Genomic DNA, 20,225 nt, shown 5'->3' with positions numbered 1-20,225 from the left:
AAGGGATACGGGCCTTGTCTTTTTCATTTCTCTTCTCCTTAAGTAAGGCCTATTGCTCGCGTCTCAGTCCCTGATTGTGGCGGATTTTGGCTTCGTTACCCTGCTCGGTGGCCTGGTAGAAGACTCTGCGCGCGATCGCCTTCGGCAAATAATCCTGTTTCACATAATGACCGGGAAAATCATGCGGATACTGGTATCCGGCATGCCCCAGCGCAGACGCGCCTTTGTAATGCGTATCGCGCAAGTGCAGCGGCACCTCCGCCGATTTCAATTCCTCAATGCTGGACATTGCCTTGGAGATGGCCGTATATACCGCATCGGATTTCGGACTCTCCACCGCGAACAGGATGGCCTGGGCAATGTTCAGCTTCGCTTCCGGCCAGCCGTTGTTCCGGTACGCCTCAAGCGCACTCACCGCCTGCACCATTGCCTGCGGGTTGGCCAAGCCGATATCCTCGCTGCTGGCGGCTATCAGCCGCCGGATGAACGTCATCGGGTCCATCCCCAGCTTCTCCACCGCATACAGGAACCAGAACAGGGCGGCGTCGCTGGAGCCGCGGATGCTTTTGTGGAAAGCCGATAGGACATCATACTGCGTCGATTCATCCGCTTTGACAATCGGTCGGCGAATTGACTCCTCCGCCACCTCAAGTGTAATATGCACACTGCCGTCACTCTCCGGCGCTGTCGTGAGCGCGGCCAGCTCCAGCGCGTTCAGCGCGCGCCGGATGTCGCCGTTCGCCATCGTGGCGATGTGCTGCAGCGCCTCTTCATCCGCCTGAAGCTCCATAAAGCCGAGCCCCTTGTCCTTGTCGGCCAGCGCCCTTCTCATGGCGATCAGGCTGTGTTCACTCGTCAGCGACTCCAGCTGAAACAGCGTCGAACGGCTCATAAGGGCACCATTCACATAGTGGAACGGATTCTCCGTCGTCGCACCTATAAATATGATTGTACCTTTCTCTACTGCGGGCAGCAGCGCATCCTGCCGGGAGCTGTTGAAACGATGCACCTCATCCAGGAAAAGAATCGTTTTGGAGCCGTAGAGCGCTTTATTGTTCTGGGCACGCTCTATTACTTCTCTTACATCCTTGACGGAAGCCTCTACCGCATTGAGACGCACGAACTCTGCCTGGGTATGATGTGAGATAATATGAGCCAGTGTTGTTTTGCCGCAGCCCGGAGGACCATAGAGCAGGATGGATGAGACCTGATCGGCTTCTATCGCTCTGCGCAGCAGCTTTCCGCGGCCTATAATATGCTCCTGGCCGATATATTCATCGAGATTTACCGGGCGCATCCGATCAGCCAGCAGCCGGCCGCCGCCTGTGTCTTCCCCGATTGAGAACAAATCCATAAGTCCACTTCCTTGCTGTATTCGGAATGTTAAGATAAAACTAACACTTTTTAATATCATAACATACCACGCCATATGATAAAAAAGAGCATGGCTTCGTCAACGCGACGGGTACCATGCTCTTTTTTCAGGTAATGACTGTCAAAGAGAAGTTACAAACAACTTAACTGCACTTCGTACAGCTATTTGTGATCAAAAACTCCTTTAAATACTTTTAATTGCACTTTACGCAATTAGAATCAGCCAGAAGCGGCTGTAGGCCGGATTTACTTAAAAATAACTGTACGGAATACAACTAAACTGTCCTTTGGCAGCAAACCCGCGAATTTAATTGTACCTTTTGCAGTAAAAAGAAAACTGACCCATCCTGGATCACCCTATCGCTATAACCAACCAAATTTACTTTAACCCACTTCTCCTTCCGGACAGCCGTCAGCAGTCTCCACCGCCTCTGCAGTCGCCTGCAGGTAAGAAGGCAGCTCACCGCCATGCAGCAGCCACAGCTCGTGGAGCGCACGTGTGCATCCCACATACATAAGCTTGGCATCCCACGCGGTTTCCCCATAATGATCCAGATCAGCATCGGCTACGATGACTGCGTCGAACTCCAGACCTTTGGACAGATACAGGGGCAAGATCGACAGGCCTCCCTTGTACTCCGTCATACTGCCATCGATCAGATTAATCTCGTTAAAATGCTCCGCAAGGATGAGATGCAGCGCCTTCGCATCATGAAGACTCCGTGTCAGGACAGCCACCGTGCGGTATTCCCTGCTGGAGAGAGACTTTAATGCCGAGGTTAAATCTTTTACCCGATCCGCTTCTCCCTTCCCTCCGCGGTATGGAATCAACCGTACCGGGTTTCCACTGCGGAACACAGGCACCGCCAATAAAGTGCTGCCTACACCCGAAGATAATATTCCGTTGGCAAAATCAATGATTTCCATCGTAGAACGGTAGCTTCGTGTCAATGAATGGTAAGCCGTGTGCTCCGGAGCAAACAAGGACTGCATTTCCTCCCAGCCGTGTACACCCTTATAAGCATGTATCCCTTGGGATAAATCACCCAGTATGGTAAAAGAATGCCCCCGTACAAACAAATCAAGCACTGCGATCTGGAATGGAGAGAAATCCTGGGCCTCATCAATCACAATGTGGTCAAACAGGTTTACACCCTCATTCCCGTTCAACAAATAATGAATGTACAACAGCGGCGGCAAATCCTCTTCCCGCAGAACCCCTTTTTTCAGCCCGCTTTGACTTTCCTTCAGGACACTCGCCGGAATAATTGCCAGGGGCTCCGAGGGCCAATTCTCCGGTGTTTTGACCGCCCGGAAAATCTGCTTGTAGATCGTCAGCGGATCATATTTCGGCCATTTCCCGCTGTATGCCTTTTCGCGCTGTGCGCCTTTTTTCTTCCGCTCTTTCAGCAGCACGGCCGAAGGACATTTCTTCAGCTCCATCTCGATCCAGCGGTGAATCCGGGCCATTACACGCTCCTTGCGCTTCGCAGGCGGGTAAGGCTTATACTCCTCGTTATGCCAGCGCTCAATGGTGGCCCGGCGCAGAACCGCACCTTCCCAAGGCGAGAAATCTCCTTCAGGAACCGCGCCTGCTTCCAGTAGCTGTACACTGGATTCAATAATCTCCATCAGTACGGTTGAGCCTTTGAACCGCCCGGGGGTTTCCGCAGTAATCTCCGGCAGGGCACCTGATGCCTCGAACCAGCGGTTCAGAGTTTCAGTGGCATCCTGCTGCTGCAGCGTAACACCCAGCACCTGGGCCGCCCATTCAGGAAAGGTGCTTTGCGCAATATTGCCGACTCCCAGCTCCGGCAGCACATCCGAAATATAATCGAGAAACATCCGGTTCGGAGCGAAAATGACCATTCTCTCTGCCGAGACCTGTTCCTTGTATTGATACAATAAAAAAGCAAGCCGGTGCAGCGCGACTGTTGTTTTCCCGCTTCCCGCTACGCCCTGAATAATCAGCGCCGTGTTCTTGGCGGCACGGATGATCTTGTCCTGCTCCTCCTGAATCGTTGATACGATATCCCGCAGGCGGTTGTCTTTGTTCTCTCCCAACCGGTAGACCAGGAATTCATCCGACACAGCCGGAGCGTCACTTTCCCGGTTGAAGGTGTCCGCTACCCGCTCCAGAATCTCTTTACGGATTACAACGTTGCGTTTCAGGTAGACCAACCCTTCAATAAGCCCCTCAGGGGCATCATAGGAGGCGGGCTCTGTCCCTCCCGTAAATGAATAGAACAGGCTAGCTACCGGAGCTCGCCAGTCAATCACTAGCGGACGGTCGCTTACCTGTTCACGATCCACGCCGATTTTGCCGATATAAAGCGGTTTACGCTCATTCTCATCACTGCCTTGAAAATCAAGCCGTCCGAAATAGGGCTCCTGCCTAAGCTTCGCCAGATCCTTGCGCCGCTGTTCCCGGGATGCTTCCAGTACCTGTTCTGTATACTCATTTCCGGTGTACACCGGCATCGTACGCAGTCTCTCCAGCATACTGTCAATCTCCGTGAGCGCTCTGTTCAGCCTGTCTTCTTCCTCTTGATAGGCACTTTGAAAGTTGTCCTCCAATTTCAGTTACCTCCTAAAAGTTTTGTTCGCCACAAAAAGGATACTCATTGTAGCACAAGGGGATGCCAAAAGCGAATTAAAACTTACAGCAGGGCATGCAATATAAAATTCGCCAAAAACAGACCAGCAATGACATATAACGCGGCCGGAACCTCTTTTCCCCGTTTCATGGCAAGCTTCACAATCGGATAAGTAATGAATCCAAAGGCCATGCCGTCAACGATACTGTACGTAAAAGGAATCATAACCATGACGAGAAATGAAGGAAACACCTCAGTCATATCGTTAAAATCCATCTCCCGCACGCTCTGCACCATCAGTCCGCCGATCACAATCAGAATGGGCGCAATGGCACTGTCGGGCACATAGGCGAGCAGCGGAATGAAGAAAAAGGTAGCTGCAAACAACAGGCCCGTGACGAGCGAGGTCAATCCTGAACGACCCCCGGCTGCAATGCCGGCATTGGATTCCGCAGCGGCCACAACCGGACTGCTGCCGAACAAACCGGCTGCGATATTGGCTATAGACAACGCACGAAGGCTGCTCTTGAAACGCTCTGGGCGGTTTGCAAGCAGTGTCTGTGAAGCGATCAGCCCGATATTTTCAAACACAACAATCAGCAGCAGCAGGAATACGGCAATCCAGAACACCAGGCTGACCACGCTGCTCCAGCTCATACCAAGAAACACATCCCCATATCCGGTAAACACATGACCTGACTGCTGCTTCTCCGGGGCATGGCTGGCTCCAAGTAAATAGGCGAGTCCCGTTCCCGCCATCATGCTGATGAGCAGACCGCCGCGGGTTCCGCGCACGAACAGAACCAGGGCCAGCAGCAGAGTGACACAGGAGGTGATTACCGCCGGATCACTGAAATGCCCGATAGCCACAAAGGTTGTCCGGTGTGCGATCACAATCCCGCTTTTTTGCAGCCCGATAAACGTTAGAAACAACCCAATCCCGACCGTAATGGCATGCTGCAAATTATGCGGAATCGCATCACTGAGAATACGGTAAAGCGATGTAAACGCCACAATGGCGAACAGGACACCCGTTACAACAACTACTGCCAGCGCCTCTCTCCAGTCAAGATTCATGGAATGCACAAGCGTATAGGTGAAAAAAGCGTTAATGCCCATACCCGGCACTACGATAATCGGTGTTTTTCCTCCAAAAGCCATCAGCAGACAGCCTGTAATAGCGGTCAACAGGGTGGCAACCATACCTGCCCGCAGCGGCATACCTGCATCATGCAGAATCGCAGCATTTACCATCACTATATATACGGAAGCAAAATAGCTCAAAATCCCGGCGGCCCATTCCCGTTTCCAGTCATCCTCCGGCTCTAATCCGAGCGTATTTCGCCAAAAATTCGATTTCATGTAAATGAACCTCCACTACGATTAAGTTACGCTCTACAACAACAAAAGAGCGATAGCATCCGGATTCCGGCTGCACGCCCTTTTGTCCTTTTCTTAGTTCATCTCGCTGCTATAAAACACTAACCTTTGTCCGAGGGGTTCTTCCGGCCCAACCGGAGCTTCTCCACGGTATTCTCCAAACGGGAAGTACGTGTCTCCTCCCGTTTGGCCTCTTCAATCCAATTGATATACGCTTTGCGGTGAGAGGGAGCAAGCCTCTCGAATACCGCTTTGGCATCTTCATTGTTCTCCAGTTGTTCCTGCAAATAGCCTTCAGGAGGCTGAATCACAAGTACACTGCCACCCTGCGGCAAACGCAGCTTCTTGATCAGCGCTTCGTTCATACACTGACGCCTCCGGCCTCCAGCAGATCGCGCACGGCAACACTGACCATAATCAGTCCGGCTACCGGGGGCACGAACGAGTTGCTGGCAGGCGGCTGCTTAGCTTTGCGTCTATCGGGTGCGTTCTCGGGAACAATTTTATCCGTAACATCCTGACGGGGCTTCATCGGCACCTCGGTCGAGAATACTACTTTAACGCCTTTTTTAATGCCTTCCTTACGCAGCTTCTGGCGAATAATTCTGGCGATAGGGTCATAGGTCGTCTTGGAAATATCGGCCACCTGGAAGCGTGTCGGGTCCATTTTGTTAGCGGCGCCCATGCTCGAAATCATCGGAATCTGGCGTGCCAGACATTCCTTGATTAAATGAACTTTATAAATGATCGTGTCCGATGCATCAATTACATAATCCAGCTTATGCTTGAACAATTCTTCATAGGTTTCTTCCGTATAGAACATATTCATAGCAATGGCTTCACACTCGGGATTGATCAGCTTGACGCGGTCCACCATCAGATCGGCCTTCTTCATCCCAACCGTTGTGGTAAGCGCATGAATCTGGCGGTTGACATTGGTAATATCCACCGAATCCTTATCAATCAGAATAATCCGTCCGATACCGGAGCGGGCAAGGGCTTCTACCGCTATCCCGCCTACACCGCCGATACCGAGAACTGCCACCGTGCTGTTCTTCATTATTTCCAGACCTTCCGGTCCGATCGCCAGCTCCGTACGTGAGAACTGATGCAGCATGGATGTACTGCCTCCTTAGAAAGCTTCCCGAAGCGGAGGAATCATCATCCGCTCCGGCAGCCTTATAGTTATTTCTTGTCTTTTTCCGGCTTCAAGGCAAGCTTGATATGCAGCTGCTCCAATTGCGCGCCCTCTACAGGTGAAGGGGCATCCATCAACAGGTCGGTTGCACTCGCTGTTTTCGGGAACGCAATAGTCTCCCTAAGGTTTGTGCGGCCGGACAACAGCATCACGAGACGGTCGAAGCCGAAGGCAATACCGCCGTGCGGAGGCGTGCCATACTCGAAGGCATCCATCAGGAATCCGAATTTCTCGTAGGCTACCTCTGGTGTGAAGCCCAGCGCTTTGAACATTTGTTCCTGTACATCACGTTTGTAGATACGCATGGAGCCGCCGCCCACCTCATAACCGTTCAGGACAATATCATAGGCCTGCGCACGGATGGCACCCGGATCTATATCGAATAAAGGCAGATCCTCTTCACGCGGACGTGTGAACGGATGGTGCTCTGCTACATAACGCTTCTGCTCTTCGTCATAGCCAAGAAGCGGGAAGTCAGTTACCCAAGCAAACTTGAACACGTTATCGTCGATCAGGCCAAGCTGACGGCCGATCTTGAGACGAAGCGCACCGAGCACATCGGCCACAACTTTTTTGGTGTCAGCTGAGAAGAGCAGAAGGTCGCCTTCCTCAGCACCTGTACGTTCCTTCACAGCAGCGATCTCTTCCTCGGAGAAGAACTTCACAATCGGCCCTTTGAATTCGCCGTCCTTCACTTGAATCCAAGCGAGGCCCTTTGCGCCATAGCGTGCGGCATAAGGTCCAAGGTCATCGATTTCTTTACGGGTCCATGTGCCGCAGCCTTTAGCGTTCAGACATTTGACTTCTCCGCCTTTTTCGATCACGGAAGCAAATACCTTCACACCGCTTCCCGCAACGATATCATTCATTTCTATAAGCTCCAGGCCAAACCGCAGGTCCGGCTTGTCGGAGCCGTATTTCCCCATAGCCTCAGCATAAGTAAGACGCTGGAACGGAAGTGCGAGGTCCGCTCCCACGGTTTCTTTGAACAGACGCTGCATAAGCTTCTCCATCATGCCAAGCAGCTCATCCTGGGACAGGAACGATGTCTCGATGTCGACCTGGGTAAATTCCGGCTGGCGGTCAGCGCGCAAATCTTCATCACGGAAGCAGCGGGCAATTTGGTAGTAACGTTCTACGCCGCCCACCATGAGCAGCTGCTTGTAGATTTGCGGAGATTGCGGAAGCGCGAAGAATTCGCCTTCATGTACACGGCTGGGCACTAGATAATCACGTGCGCCTTCCGGCGAGCTTTTGGTCAGAATCGGAGTTTCCACATCGATGAAGCCTTCGCTGTCCAGAAAATCGCGGAAAATCTTGGCGGCTTTCGAGCGCAGCAGCAGCGTTTTTTGCATTTCCGGACGACGCAGGTCCAGGTAACGATATTTAAGGCGCAGGGACTCATCCACTTCCACACCATCTTCGATGAAGAAAGGAGGAGTTTTCGCTGCGTTGAGCACTTCAATTTCTGTAATCTGTACTTCAATCTCACCCGTAGGCAGGTTGCGGTTCACGGTTTCAGCATCACGCTTAACCACCTTGCCGGTAACGGCCAGCACATATTCACTGCGCACCTTATCGGCTGCTTGCAGCGCTTCGCCCGAATAATCCGGATTAAATACGACCTGCACAATTCCACTCCGGTCACGGAGATCGATGAACAATACGCCCCCCAGATCGCGGCGGGTTTGAACCCAACCGTTCAAGGTTACAGTTTGGCCGATATTCTCTAATGTTAATTGTCCACAATGATGACTTCTTTGCATAATTATCATACCCTTTCAAGGTTAAAATATCTCGTTGGTCTATACACGTTAAGTACCTGTTATTCGATGGCTCCGCCCAGATCCTCCAGCTTCACGGTACGCTGCTCTCCGGTTGCCATGGACTTCAGGGCGATTACCCCGTTCTTCAGCTCGTCTTCGCCAAGAATCGCTGTATACCGCGCCGACATGCGGTCGGCTGACTTCATCTGGGCTTTCATTTTTCGACCCAAATAGTCACGTTCTGCAGAGAACCCAAGGCTGCGCAGCCGAAACAGCTGTTTCGTAATTTCAAGGTCAGCCTCTTCTCCCAGTGCTACAAAATACACATCCAGCGGCTTTGCAGCCTGCATTTCAACCTTCTGATTCTCCAAAATGAGCAAAATGCGCTCCAACCCGATTCCGAGTCCGATGCCCGGCTGATCCGGCCCGCCGATTTCTTCAACCAGACCGTTGTAACGTCCGCCGCCGCCGACGGTATCAATCGAGCCGATGCCTGCTGCTTTATATTCAAACGCTGTATGCGTGTAATAATCCAATCCGCGAACCAGACGGGAATTTATGACAAATTCCACCCCCATGGCAGACAGATGCTCTTTGACTTTCGCAAAATGTGTCGTGCACTCTTCATCGAGGCTGTCCAAAATAGAAGGCGCATCCGCAAATTTATCCTGATCCACCTTGCAATCCAGTACGCGCAGCGGGTTACGTTCCATGCGCCGCTGGCAGTCACCGCACAGGCTGTCCTTCATCGGTCTGAGGAAACCCAGCAGCTTCTCCCGGTAAGCCGCACGGCTGGGTGCGTTGCCGACAGAATTCATTTCCACCCGCACTCCACTCAGTCCAAGGTCTTTACAGAACTGATATCCAAGCGAGATGACTTCCGCATCAATCGCCGGATCAACCGCTCCAAAGGCCTCTATGCCGAACTGGTGGAACTGGCGGTATCTGCCCGCCTGCGGACGCTCATAGCGGAACATGGGGCCGATGTAATACAGCTTGCTTACATCCGGCTCTCCGAACAGCTTGTTCTGTACGTAAGCACGTACAACACCCGCCGTTCCTTCGGGACGCAGAGCCAGATCCCGGTCGCCTTTATCCTTGAACGTATACATCTCACCTTCGACAATATCCGTGGTTTCCCCTACGCCTCTCTCGAACAGCCCAGTGTGCTCGAATACAGGGGTACGGATTTCCTTATAGTTGAAGCGATGGCACAGTTCTCTTGCCTTCCCCTCCACATACTGCCATTTCTCGACTGCACCCGGAAGCACATCCTGCGTACCGGTCGGTTTCTCAAATCTTTCTTTAGCCACAGCCTATCCCTCCTGAAATAACCCCTCTAAGCTTCCTTAAAAATTTCATATTGCTCCAAAACAGCAAAAAATCCCCCGTCCTGTTCATTACAAACAGGGACGAGGGATTATCATAACCAATAATACACCCGTGGTACCACCCACATTCCGGACCATGATCAACACTGGCTCCGCTCAAGCGGTTAACGCCCGCCTACGCGCATTCGGTTACTGGACGCGGCAGCTGTTTACCCTGCCTGCTTTCACCGTGCGTTCTCGGGGAGGTCATTCATTCGCTCATCAACAGAATCCTTACAGCCAGGCGGAAACGGCTAAATCATCCTTATGGACGCATCCGGTTCTGCGGGGGATTCCTCTCTGGGGTTGTGGGGCCGAATTACTTGTTCCCGTCATCAAAACATTATGTTGAAAACTGCTGTATTATGTTAGATTTTACTGAACCACAGCCCTAAAGTCAAGGTGGGAAGTTAAAATTCAGGAAAACAAAAAAAGTGACCTGCAGCCGATTGCTGCAGGTCCATATTCATATATTATAAAAAAGGGGGTCATGCTTTTATTATAGACACCGTATATTAAGGAATCATGAATGTAATATTACGGTTGTATTACAGAAAAGAAAGCGTTTTAATATGATGGATCTCCTGTCATTAGGTGTCTTCACTTAGTCAAAAACCTCGACATAGCCATTTTTGCCCCGTAAAACATCAATGACCTCGCTGTAATGTTGTTCTCCCACCTTAAGATCCATCACGTAATGAACATCGTCCAAATCGGAATCATGGAACAATATATTGTCCCTTGCCTCATTTGTGTTAGACCGGCTGTCCGTTTCATTAAGAGATTCAGAATCAGTGATACCCGGCACAATAGCCACCGCTCCTGGAGATCCTGTACCCAGGGTTCCAAACGCTCCGCCTGCCATACCCCCATTATTCAACGGAACCAATGGCATCAGAATATTACGGTCACGCCGTTCTAAAGGGTCAGTAAGCGGCCATACCTCTAAACCTTCCACATTGTACGAAATCAATGATGTTTTTGCGCCTTCCGCTTCATCCTCGGTTTTGAAGTACGCCTGGATTCTCTTAGTCATGTCATTCCCTCCTTAGTGTTCGTGATGTAATATTATTGCCATCGATTACAACCTCTTCATCCCTGAACTCAGCGCCAGCATTCACCACATCGTTATGTTCTCGTCTTTTTATTACCCTTTATAGATCGCATTCTAACTTAAACAGGGAGATTCACTAGTTTTTCAAGTACGCGGCAGGAGATTGCGGCTCCTTCCTTTCAATACGGGAACTTCCTTCGGAACTTCATTTTCTTTGGCTGCCGCATAAGCTTCCGCCGGACTTCCTGTCGCCAGCGCAGGAATACTCCGCCATACCCATGCTTTATAGGATTGTCTCATGACTGGGCCCCTTGTATGCTGTAGTTATTTGTTACCGCTGTTCCTAGTTTATCCAGTCGAAAAGCGCTCTATCCACACCAAAAAACGGATAACACACGCTCTTCCTTGTGGGGAATTAAACGCGTACCATCCGTTTTACGGGTAGCTTATTGTTATTCAATTAGCAGCCTATCCCCGGCTATCGAGAATTAGCGTAACAGGACCCCAATTGACCAGCGACACATCCATCATGGCCCCAAAAATTCCGGTCTCCACACGGATACCCCCGGCAGTAAGTTCCTGGTTAAAATATTCATACAAAGGTTCCGCTTCGCCCGGAGCGGCAGCTGCCATGAAATTCGGTCTTCTGCCCTTGCGGCAGTCCCCGTATAAAGTAAACTGCGAGACGGACAGTATAGCTCCGCCTATGTCGGTAATACTCAAGTTCATTTTGCCTGCATCATCCTCAAAAATTCGCAGACCTGCTATTTTATCCGCCAAATATTTGGCATCTTTGTCCGTGTCTCCATGGGTTACACCGACAAGCAGCATCAGGCCTTCGCCAATTTCGCCGGTTATGGCCCCATCGACAGTTACCTGCGCCCTTTTACAGCGCTGCACAACTACTCTCATTACTGCCCTTCAACTCCTTGACCTATTGCATAATCCGGTGAACCGTATAAACATCCTTAACCCGCTTCAGCCGATCCACTACCGATTGCAAATGATCCGTGTTCCGGATAAGAATGGTCATATGAATCATCGCCATCTTATTCTTGTCGGAGCGTCCGGTAACCGCTGAAATATTCGTCTTGCTCTCGGATACCGCCTGCAGCACCTCATTGAGCAGCCCGTTACGATCATGGCCTGTAACCTCAATATCCACGCTGTAGTTCGCCTCGATGCTGCCTTCCCATTCCACTTCAATGACCCGAGCCGCTTCCTCGCCGTCACCGTCGCCCGGTATGTTCGGACAATCCTCACGATGGACGGAGACGCCGCGGCCGCGCGTAACATATCCGATAATATCGTCGCCAGGTACGGGATTACAACATCGTGCAAAACGGACCAGCAGGTTGTCGATGCCCTTCACACGAACGCCATTCGTCGGCTGGGTTCTCTTCTCTCCGGAGGATTTAATCTCCTTCATCTCCGAAGTAAGCTCCAGATGATTGGCTGCTTCCTCCTGCTCCTTGCGGAGCTTCTCCGTCAGACGGGAAGCCACCTGGGCAGCCGTTATCCCGCCGAAGCCCACTGCCGAGAGCATATCCTCTATATCATTAAAAGCAAACTTCTTGGCCACTTCCATCAATTTGTCGTCAGAAATCCATTCCGAGACCTCCACATTAAGACGCTTCAGCTCACGTTCAATGGATTCACGGCCTTTTTCGACATTTTCCTCGCGTTTTTCCTTCTTGAACCATTGTTTAATTTTACTTCGGGCATGTGAGGATTGAGCAATCTTGAGCCAGTCGCGGCTCGGTCCGTAAGAATGCTTGGAGGTCAGAATCTCCACGATGTCCCCGGTCTTCAGCTTATGATCCAGCGGCACAATCCGTCCATTTACTTTTGCGCCGATTGTACGATTGCCCACTTCCGTATGTATCCGGAAAGCAAAATCAAGAGGAACAGAGCCCACAGGCAGCTCAATAACCTCACCTTTTGGAGTAAATACAAAGACAAGGTCAGAGAAGAAGTCCATTTTGAGTGATTCTACGAATTCCGAAGCATCCTTGGCCTCATGCTGCAGCTCCAGGATTTCGCGAAAAAAAGGCATCCGGTTCTCCGGATTAGCGTTATTGCTGGTTCCTTCCTTATACGCCCAGTGGGCGGCAATCCCGTATTCGGCTGTACGGTGCATTTCCCAAGTACGAATTTGCACCTCGGTTGGCTCTCCACCGGGCCCGACCACCGTTGTATGCAGCGATTGGTACATATTCGCTTTGGGCATAGCAATATAATCCTTGAACCGGCCGGGCATCGGCTTCCAAAGTGTATGAATAATGCCAAGTGTGGCATAACAATCTTTAATATTGTCCACGATAATACGAATGGCCAGCAGGTCATAAATCTCATTGAACTGCTTGTTCTTGGTGCTCATTTTGTTATAGACACTGTAGATATGCTTGGGACGGCCGGAGAGATCACCCTCAATGCCCATTTCATCAAGCTTGGCGCGAATGCGGCCAATAACGCTATCGATAAACTGCTCACGTTCCGCCCGCTTCTTATGCACCAGGTTGGCAATACGGTAATACTGCTGAGGGTTCAAATAGCGGAGTGCAATATCCTCCATCTCCCACTTGATCGCCGATATACCTAGACGGTCAGCGATGGGACAGAAGATCTCCAGTGTTTCATACGAAATGCGGCGCTGGCTTTCCTCGGATTGATATTTCAGCGTGCGCATATTATGAAGACGATCCGCCAGTTTAATCACAATGACACGGATATCCTGCGCCATAGCGATAAACATTTTGCGGTAATTCTCATTCTGCTGCTCTTCCTTCGAGCGGAAACGGATCCGCTCCAGCTTGGTTAAGCCATCCACAAGCATTGCGCAGGTATCGCCAAAATTCGCGCGAATTTGCTCCAGTGACACCGTCGTATCTTCCACAACATCATGCAAAAGAGCTGCAATTATGGATATGACATCCATTTGCATATTGACGACAATATCTGCTACCGCCAGCGGATGCAGAATGTATGGCTCCCCCGATTTGCGCACCTGCCCAATGTGGGCTTGATCAGCAAATTCATAAGCTTCCCGGATGCGGAGAAGATCTTTTTCTTTTATATAGGTGCCGGCCTTGTCAATTAATCGCTCTATGCCCATTCTCGTGGTTTCCGTTTCCCTTCTATAATAAAATGAACCCGCAAGGGTTTGGTAATCTGCAGGTTCCATCATCGTAATGCCGTTTGTTCTTCAGTAGAAAGTTTTCTATAATTATGACGCTTACGACGGATTACGTCAACACTTCCCATTCCATGGCATTAATGTAAGGCAAAAGCACCAACATTGGACAAATTCGTGGCACTTGTGAAATTGTTGTTGTAAAAATGCCGCGTTCTCTTTAATCTAGTAAAGGCGGTTTTTGCCGCAGGATATATCATAACATAATAGAAAGAGGAGTGAACTCCATTGCAACGCGAAATTCAAGTTAACGAAAGACTCCCCTGGGCACCAGGATTTTTACTGAGCCTGCAGCATTTGTTCGCCATGTTCGGAAGTACAGTGCTTGTTCCTAACCTGTTCGGGGTGGACCCCGGCATGATTCTACTGATGAACGGTCTTGGTACACTGCTTTACATTTTGATCTGCCGTGGTAAAATTCCAGCGTATCTTGGTTCCAGCTTCGCCTTTATCTCCCCGGTAATGGCCGTGCTTGCGAATTATGCAGGCGATCATCAAAAGGGATATTCACTTGCATTGGGCGCTTTTATCGTTACCGGCGTTATTTTTGTCCTGGTAGCTTTGATTATCCGCTATGCAGGGACAGGCTGGATCGACGTCGTGTTTCCACCAGCGGTAATGGGTGCCATCGTAGCCACGATCGGTCTTGAGCTCGTGCCGGTTGCAGCCCGCATGGCGGGGCTCATCGCTCCCGAAGGTGCAACGGACTGGACCCCGGACGGAAGCGCAATTACTTTATCTATGGTAACACTCGGCGTGACCGTCATAGGTGCCGTTCTGTTCCGCGGCTTTCCGAAAATTATTCACATCCTAATCGGTATTGTAACAGGTTATGGCTTAGCCTATATTATGCAAAAGGTAGATACTGCTGCGATTGCCAAGGCACATTTTTTTGCCACCCCGACGCTTACTACACCTTCCTTTGACTGGCAGGTTATCCTGACGATCATCCCTGTATCTCTGGTTGTTATCGTTGAGCATATCGGCCATTTGCTTGTAACAAGCAATATCGTCGGCAAAGACCTGGCTAAAGATCCCGGCCTTGACCGTTCCTTGTTCGGCAATGGTATTTCCACCATTATTTCCGGTTTTGTAGGTTCCACTCCCAACACAACTTACGGTGAAAATATAGGCGTTATGGCCTTAACCAAGGTATATTCCGTGTTCGTCATTGGCGGTGCTGCGGTGATTGCGATTCTGCTCTCGTTCTCAGGCACTTTCTCTTCCGTGATTGCCAACATTCCGTTACCGGTTATGGGCGGCGTTTCGTTGCTGCTGTTCGGCGTAATCGCCGCGTCCGGTCTGCGTATATTCGTTGAGCAAAAGGTTGATTTCTCCAAAGCCACAAATATGATTTTAGCTACTTTGGTGCTGGTTGTAGGTATTAGCGGAACTACCCTTACAATCGGCGGGGTTCAGCTGAGAGGTATGGCTCTTGCTACCATCGTTGGTATGGCTCTGTCCCTTCTGTTCAAGCTTATTGAAGTACTTGGCTTGTCCAACGAAGACAACAGTGGCGAAAAATCGGCACATTAATTCATCTTTAAATGATTTGCAAAAAAGGGGTGTCCTCAAAGCCAGGAAAATGGCTGCAGGGACGCCCCTTTGCTTTGTGGAATAGGAGTTAAGTGGGTGTTTTGATGGACGCTCCGCGAATGGAACGTTGCTACAATCGCTGTTGTTTCCGGATTTTATTTAATTTTCGCTTAACGGAAAAATCCGGACACAGCATATGCTTTCGAAGAGAGCTTTCTTTCGAAGAGAGCTTTCCTTCGGAAAGCTTTTGGGCGACCGCTGCCGCTTCGCCGCAATCGTTCCGTCCTCTCCGCTGTGTTGGCGCGTTATTAAATAACGGGAATTTCTCCTCTTAATGGAGACGTAACACTCCCACGAAATGGATTAACGGGAATTTCTCCCTCTAATGTGAGTGTTCGCCTCATTATGGCCGGATTAGTGGTATAATTTCCCTTTAATTCTCTTAAAAACGGTTTATTGCCTGAATTAAAGGGAGTTTTTCCTGCTAATGCTCATACGCCAAGGCAAGGCCAGTAAATCAAAGAGCAAAGCTTGAGATGGACCTGAAGGGTTACGCTGAACTGAGCAGAGAGGACGGAACGATTGCCGCTCCAGGTAAAAAGGCAGAAGTCACGAAGGAGAATCAGGTAAAATTGGAACTGGAGGAGCGATAGCGACCGCCCGAAAGCTTTCCGCAGGAAAGCTCACTACGAAAGAATAAGGCTGTCTCATCCAGTAGAATAATCTACTAATGGGACAGCCTCTTTGTTATCGGGAAAAACCGCAATAAATTAGTCTTCGTAAGTGAGAAGGGATACGATTTCAATATCGGGCAGCTTGTTGCGGCCGGCGAGCTCCACCAGTTCGATCAGAAACGCCGCTCCTACAACTTTGCCGCCAAGCTGTTCCACAAGACTGACGGAGGTGGAGATGGTTCCGCCTGTGGCCAGAAGATCATCGGCAATCAAAACATTTTGTCCCGGCTTGATTGCATCCGTGTGGACCGCAAGGCGATCCTTTCCGTATTCAAGGTCATAACCAACCTCAATTGTCTCGTAAGGAAGTTTTCCGCTTTTGCGGATTGGCACAAAACCTACTCCAAGCGCATAGGCCAGAGGTGCGCCGACCACAAAACCGCGCGCTTCCGGGCCTGCGATAACATCAATTTTCAAATGAGCAACAAGGTCTTTGAGTTCATTAATGGCCCGGCGGTACATTTCCCCGTCTTTAAGCAATGTCGTAATATCCTTGAAGCTGATACCCGGTTGGGGGAAATCAGGGATTACCCGAATACTGTCTTTTAAATCCAACATAATCATCTCCTGGTCGGTTTGTGAGCATAGATTTCAGTTCTACGATACCCCGAGACGGCGGGAGTTCATCCAGTCCTGCAGCTCTGACGGGTTGCTCTCCATAAAATATTGCTCCATCTCTGCGATCTGGCCCAGTCGTATAAAGTGCTGTGAAGCCGTCAAGCTTTTGGCTTCAGGCTCTGTAACAAAAGATATGAATCCTTGCTCACGCTCGATAAAGCCAAGCTCCTCGAATACATCCAGCATCATCGTCAGCATTCGTATGCTCAGCGGAGACTGACGGGATAGACGCAGCAGCGCCTCATGCTCCGGTACAGGTTTCGCAGCAATCGGAGCAAGTAATTTATATAACGCTTTAAAATGATCTCGAGTCGGAATCAGCAGCCGTTCACGGCTTTCCTTGACCGGATGAAGCAAGGCAACATTATCGGCCTCCGAGACAGCGGCCAGCACAGCATCCAGTTGTTCCGGAGTTTCCGGCATGTCCAGCAGGCACAGCAATGAAGTACGTCCGCTTGTCTCTTCTTCCCTATCCTCAGCAGCGGCAGTAATTCCAGCTTCCTTATCATATACCCAAAGGGATATCCCTTTCAATGGACTCTGCGTCATCTGTTCCTTGCGCAGCACTGCCGCTGCACGATAGGGACCCTTGCCGCTGTAGGGAAGCAGAACATCTCTGATTTGCTGCGCTTGCTTCACGGAGTCAGCAGCACCGCGAAGGTCGAACATTTGGACATGCTGTACCGCCAAATCCTGCAGCATCAGCTGTGTTTTGCGGGAGCCGTTCCATTCATTGACTGACAATTCCGCAAGGACATCAATAGTCGTGCCTGACGGGAGCAGACCCGCCAGTTCTCCTTTTCCGAAAGCAACGGCTTCAATACTATGGCGGCCCTGCTGGAGCACTAGCTTCAGATGCTTGCCTCCCTGGCCCATTGTGCGAGTCTCTTTCACGGTGGCTCCCCGGACAATAAACCTTGGCATGGGGTTGGACATCCCGAAGGGTGCAAGCTTATCCAGTTCTGCAGCGGCTTGAAGTGTCAATTCCGAAATGGCAACTTCCGCATCTGCAGCTATAACGGGTACAAAATGCTCCGGCTTCAGTACAGCGGAAGCGTAGCTCTCCAGTCCAGCAGCGAAAGCTTCCAAAGCGTCACTATGCAGACTCATGCCTGCCGCTGCGGGATGACCTCCATAGTGATCCAGAAGATCCTTGCAGGAAGAGAGCGCCGCATAAATATCCAGACCGGGTATGGAACGGGCCGAGCCTTTGCACATGCGCGTATCCGGATGTATATCTAAAATAATGACTGGCCGGTAATATCGCTCCAGCAGCTTGGAGGCAACAATACCGACAACCCCCACATTCCAGCCTTCTCCAGCCAGTACAATTACATTCGGCAACTCTCCATTCCCGCTCTTTCGCTCCAGCTTGGCAATCGCTTCAGCCACTATTCTCTCCACAACCAGTTGACGCTCTTTATTCAGCAGATCCAGTTCTCCAGCCAAATCCTGAGCTTCTTCCATCTGCTCCGTGGTAAGCAATGCTACAGCCCGACCAGCATGATCCAATCGGCCGCTTGCATTAATGCGCGGCGCCATTCCAAACGCAATATTCATTGCGCTAACGGTGTCCATTGTGACACTGCTAACCTCCAGCAATGCACGAATACCCGGAAATTCCGACGCTCTCATACTGGCCAATCCACTGCGTACCAGCGCCCTGTTCTCACCCAAAAGCGGCATAAGATCCGCAATCGTACCTATTGCAACGATTTCACTCCACTCCGGAGGGATATCGGTGCCAAGCAGCGCCTGAGCCAGCTTATAAGCAACACCGACACCGGCCAGCCCCTTAAAGGGATATGGACAATCGGGAAGCTTCGGATTAATCAGTGCAAAGGCTGGAGGAAGGATCTCCGGAGGTTCATGATGGTCGGTCACAATAACATCTATTCCAAGCTCGTTGGCATATGTAATTTGAGTAAAGGCACTAATACCTGTATCTACTGTGATTAAAAGCGAAACCCCTTGTTGGACCGCCCAGTCCAGCGCATGATTATGAAGGCCATACCCTTCGTTGGAGCGGTGCGGGATATAAATATCGAAGGAGGCACCCAAATAACGCAGCAAAAAAATCATCAGCGATGTGCTTGATACACCATCAGCATCATAGTCACCGTAGACAAGGATATGCTCTCCCTCTTCCAGCGCTCTGCGGATTCGGGGAACCGCTTCCGACATCCCTCTCAGCAGAAATGGATCATGAAGCTCATCGGCCCCGCCATCCATGAAAGACAAAGATTCTTGAACCGTTGTTATTCCCCGGGTAATAAGCAGAGAGGATAACAGCGGAGAAATAGAAAGGCTCCGGGCCAAATCCCTTATAGCATTGGAATCGGCTGCCGGAGAGTGCCACTTGTTTTTTGAATGAAGCAATAGAACTCACCTTTCTCTCACCTTACAGTACTATTGGAGCAACCTTGGTACGTCGTCGTTATCTATTAATTCATGATTACTTTTATAGGGATATCCCGGATCATAAGGCACTACATCCATTTGGACAACATCAACATGAACAAAGCGATGCATAAGCAGCTTTTTGGCGCATTCTGATATATCCTGGGCTTCCATAACCGTAATGCGCGGATTCACACTTATCCTTACCTGAAGATTTACATTACGTCCCTTCTCCAGTGCCTTTAAATGCTCTACCCGGATTACACCTTGTACCCGCTGAACGGTTTCGATGAAACTGGCAGCATCCGGATGAGGAAACTCCTGCATCTCCTTGCCGTAAATCGAGCTCGTAATGAGAAAATATCCTTTTCGCAGAACCAGACAGGCTGTTAGGAGTCCGGCAATAGGATCCATATACAATAAAGGATGCCAATCCAGAAAATCCCCTGCTAAAGACAGCGCAATCCCTATTAAAACCGTAAGGGAAGTATAGAGACTGAACCTATGGTTATCAGCATAAGCGGTATGACTGCCGTCACCAAGCTTTTTGAAATGGCGATATTGATATTGAAACACTGCTTCCTTAAGCAAAATCGAGATTAGCACCGTAACCAACGCAAACTGCCCTGGTGAGGACAAATGGCCTTTTGTTAAATCACGGATCGCCGAAAAGGCGATTTGCAATCCACCCATTAGTATTAATACGGAAAATAAGATAGCTACAAGCGGTTCCTTGCTACTCTCCTGTTCTTCCGACCGCGTATAAGTTGTACCTTTCCGAACGGGTCCTGGACGCCATGGAAGCACTTCTGTCAGCTTTGCTGCGGCATCTGCTCCCGAATATAATGCATCACCCATTAATGCCTTACTGCCCGAAACGTAGCCGATCCCCCCCTTAGCTATAGCCAGAGCGACATCGCTGACGATACCTGTCCAGGCAGCCGTCTCACTTTGCGGCGAACGTTTGTCATTCATTTTGGGCCCCTCCTTACCACTACAAGTAAT

15 protein-coding genes are annotated in these 20,225 nt (G+C 50.3%); 1 reads left to right on the top strand and 14 read right to left on the bottom strand.

Annotated features, from left to right (window positions below; genetic code table 11):
* Window positions 1–49: 49 nt before the first annotated feature.
* From PaeBR_RS08350 to PaeBR_RS08300, 11 genes are all read right to left on the bottom strand, one after another.
* Entirely contained in the window at window positions 50–1,354 is a 1,305-nt protein-coding gene (locus PaeBR_RS08350) for a replication-associated recombination protein A (protein WP_410514376.1), read from the bottom strand.
* Window positions 1,355–1,758: 404 nt separating this feature from the next.
* Entirely contained in the window at window positions 1,759–3,951 is a 2,193-nt protein-coding gene (locus PaeBR_RS08345; RefSeq protein WP_410514375.1) for a HelD family protein, read from the bottom strand.
* Between the two features lie 83 nt (window positions 3,952–4,034).
* A complete protein-coding gene (locus PaeBR_RS08340; protein ID WP_410514374.1) occupies window positions 4,035–5,333 on the bottom strand; it encodes an NCS2 family permease in 1,299 nt (432 codons plus the stop codon).
* 119 nt (window positions 5,334–5,452) lie between these two features.
* Window positions 5,453–5,716 carry a YdeI/OmpD-associated family protein gene (locus PaeBR_RS08335; protein WP_410514373.1) on the bottom strand — a complete coding sequence of 88 codons (264 nt, stop codon included), beginning with the start codon at window positions 5,714–5,716 and terminating at the stop codon, window positions 5,453–5,455.
* Window positions 5,713–6,468, bottom strand: coding sequence for a ThiF family adenylyltransferase (locus PaeBR_RS08330; RefSeq protein ID WP_410514372.1), 756 nt, complete (start codon window positions 6,466–6,468; stop codon window positions 5,713–5,715). The genes PaeBR_RS08335 and PaeBR_RS08330 overlap by 4 nt, the downstream gene beginning before the upstream one ends.
* Before the next feature lie 68 nt (window positions 6,469–6,536).
* A complete protein-coding gene (gene aspS, locus PaeBR_RS08325) occupies window positions 6,537–8,315 on the bottom strand; it encodes an aspartate--tRNA ligase (protein WP_410514371.1) in 1,779 nt (592 codons plus the stop codon).
* Window positions 8,316–8,374: 59 nt separating this feature from the next.
* A complete protein-coding gene (gene hisS, locus PaeBR_RS08320; protein WP_410514370.1) occupies window positions 8,375–9,628 on the bottom strand; it encodes a histidine--tRNA ligase in 1,254 nt (417 codons plus the stop codon).
* Window positions 9,629–10,289: 661 nt separating this feature from the next.
* Window positions 10,290–10,721 (bottom strand): hypothetical protein, encoded by a 432-nt coding sequence (locus tag PaeBR_RS08315; RefSeq protein ID WP_410514369.1) that lies wholly within the window; start codon window positions 10,719–10,721, stop codon window positions 10,290–10,292.
* 162 nt (window positions 10,722–10,883) lie between these two features.
* On the bottom strand, window positions 10,884–11,039 hold the full coding sequence (locus PaeBR_RS08310; RefSeq protein WP_410514368.1) for a hypothetical protein: 156 nt from the start codon (window positions 11,037–11,039) through the stop codon (window positions 10,884–10,886).
* A 168-nt stretch (window positions 11,040–11,207) separates the two neighbouring features.
* Window positions 11,208–11,651 carry a D-aminoacyl-tRNA deacylase gene (gene dtd / locus PaeBR_RS08305; RefSeq protein WP_410514367.1) on the bottom strand — a complete coding sequence of 148 codons (444 nt, stop codon included), beginning with the start codon at window positions 11,649–11,651 and terminating at the stop codon, window positions 11,208–11,210.
* A 22-nt stretch (window positions 11,652–11,673) separates the two neighbouring features.
* Window positions 11,674–13,854 (bottom strand): RelA/SpoT family protein, encoded by a 2,181-nt coding sequence (locus tag PaeBR_RS08300; RefSeq protein WP_410514366.1) that lies wholly within the window; start codon window positions 13,852–13,854, stop codon window positions 11,674–11,676.
* Window positions 13,855–14,160: 306 nt separating this feature from the next.
* Between PaeBR_RS08300 and uraA the strand changes: the two genes are divergently transcribed.
* Window positions 14,161–15,468, top strand: a complete 1,308-nt coding sequence (gene uraA / locus PaeBR_RS08295) for a uracil permease (RefSeq protein ID WP_410514365.1) — start codon at window positions 14,161–14,163, stop codon at window positions 15,466–15,468.
* 770 nt (window positions 15,469–16,238) lie between these two features.
* Here the strand turns inward: uraA and PaeBR_RS08290 are convergent.
* The 3 genes from PaeBR_RS08290 to PaeBR_RS08280 are packed head-to-tail and all read right to left on the bottom strand — an operon-like array spanning window position 16,239 to window position 20,195.
* On the bottom strand, window positions 16,239–16,757 hold the full coding sequence (locus PaeBR_RS08290; RefSeq protein WP_410515119.1) for an adenine phosphoribosyltransferase: 519 nt from the start codon (window positions 16,755–16,757) through the stop codon (window positions 16,239–16,241).
* A 42-nt stretch (window positions 16,758–16,799) separates the two neighbouring features.
* Window positions 16,800–19,199: a single-stranded-DNA-specific exonuclease RecJ gene (recJ, locus tag PaeBR_RS08285; protein WP_410514364.1), complete on the bottom strand. Its 2,400-nt coding sequence runs from the start codon at window positions 19,197–19,199 to the stop codon at window positions 16,800–16,802.
* 30 nt (window positions 19,200–19,229) lie between these two features.
* The gene (locus PaeBR_RS08280; protein ID WP_410514363.1) at window positions 19,230–20,195 is read right to left on the bottom strand and encodes a cation diffusion facilitator family transporter; all 966 of its coding nucleotides are present in this window, start codon (window positions 20,193–20,195) and stop codon (window positions 19,230–19,232) included.
* Between the last annotated feature and the right edge of the window lie 30 nt (window positions 20,196–20,225).

The sequence above is a fragment of the Paenibacillus sp. BR2-3 genome, from assembly GCF_046529485.1.
GTDB lineage: Bacteria > Bacillota > Bacilli > Paenibacillales > Paenibacillaceae > Paenibacillus_AQ.
The sequence above is the reverse complement of the archived record's forward strand: the minus strand, read 5'-3'. Positions and strand labels throughout refer to the sequence as shown.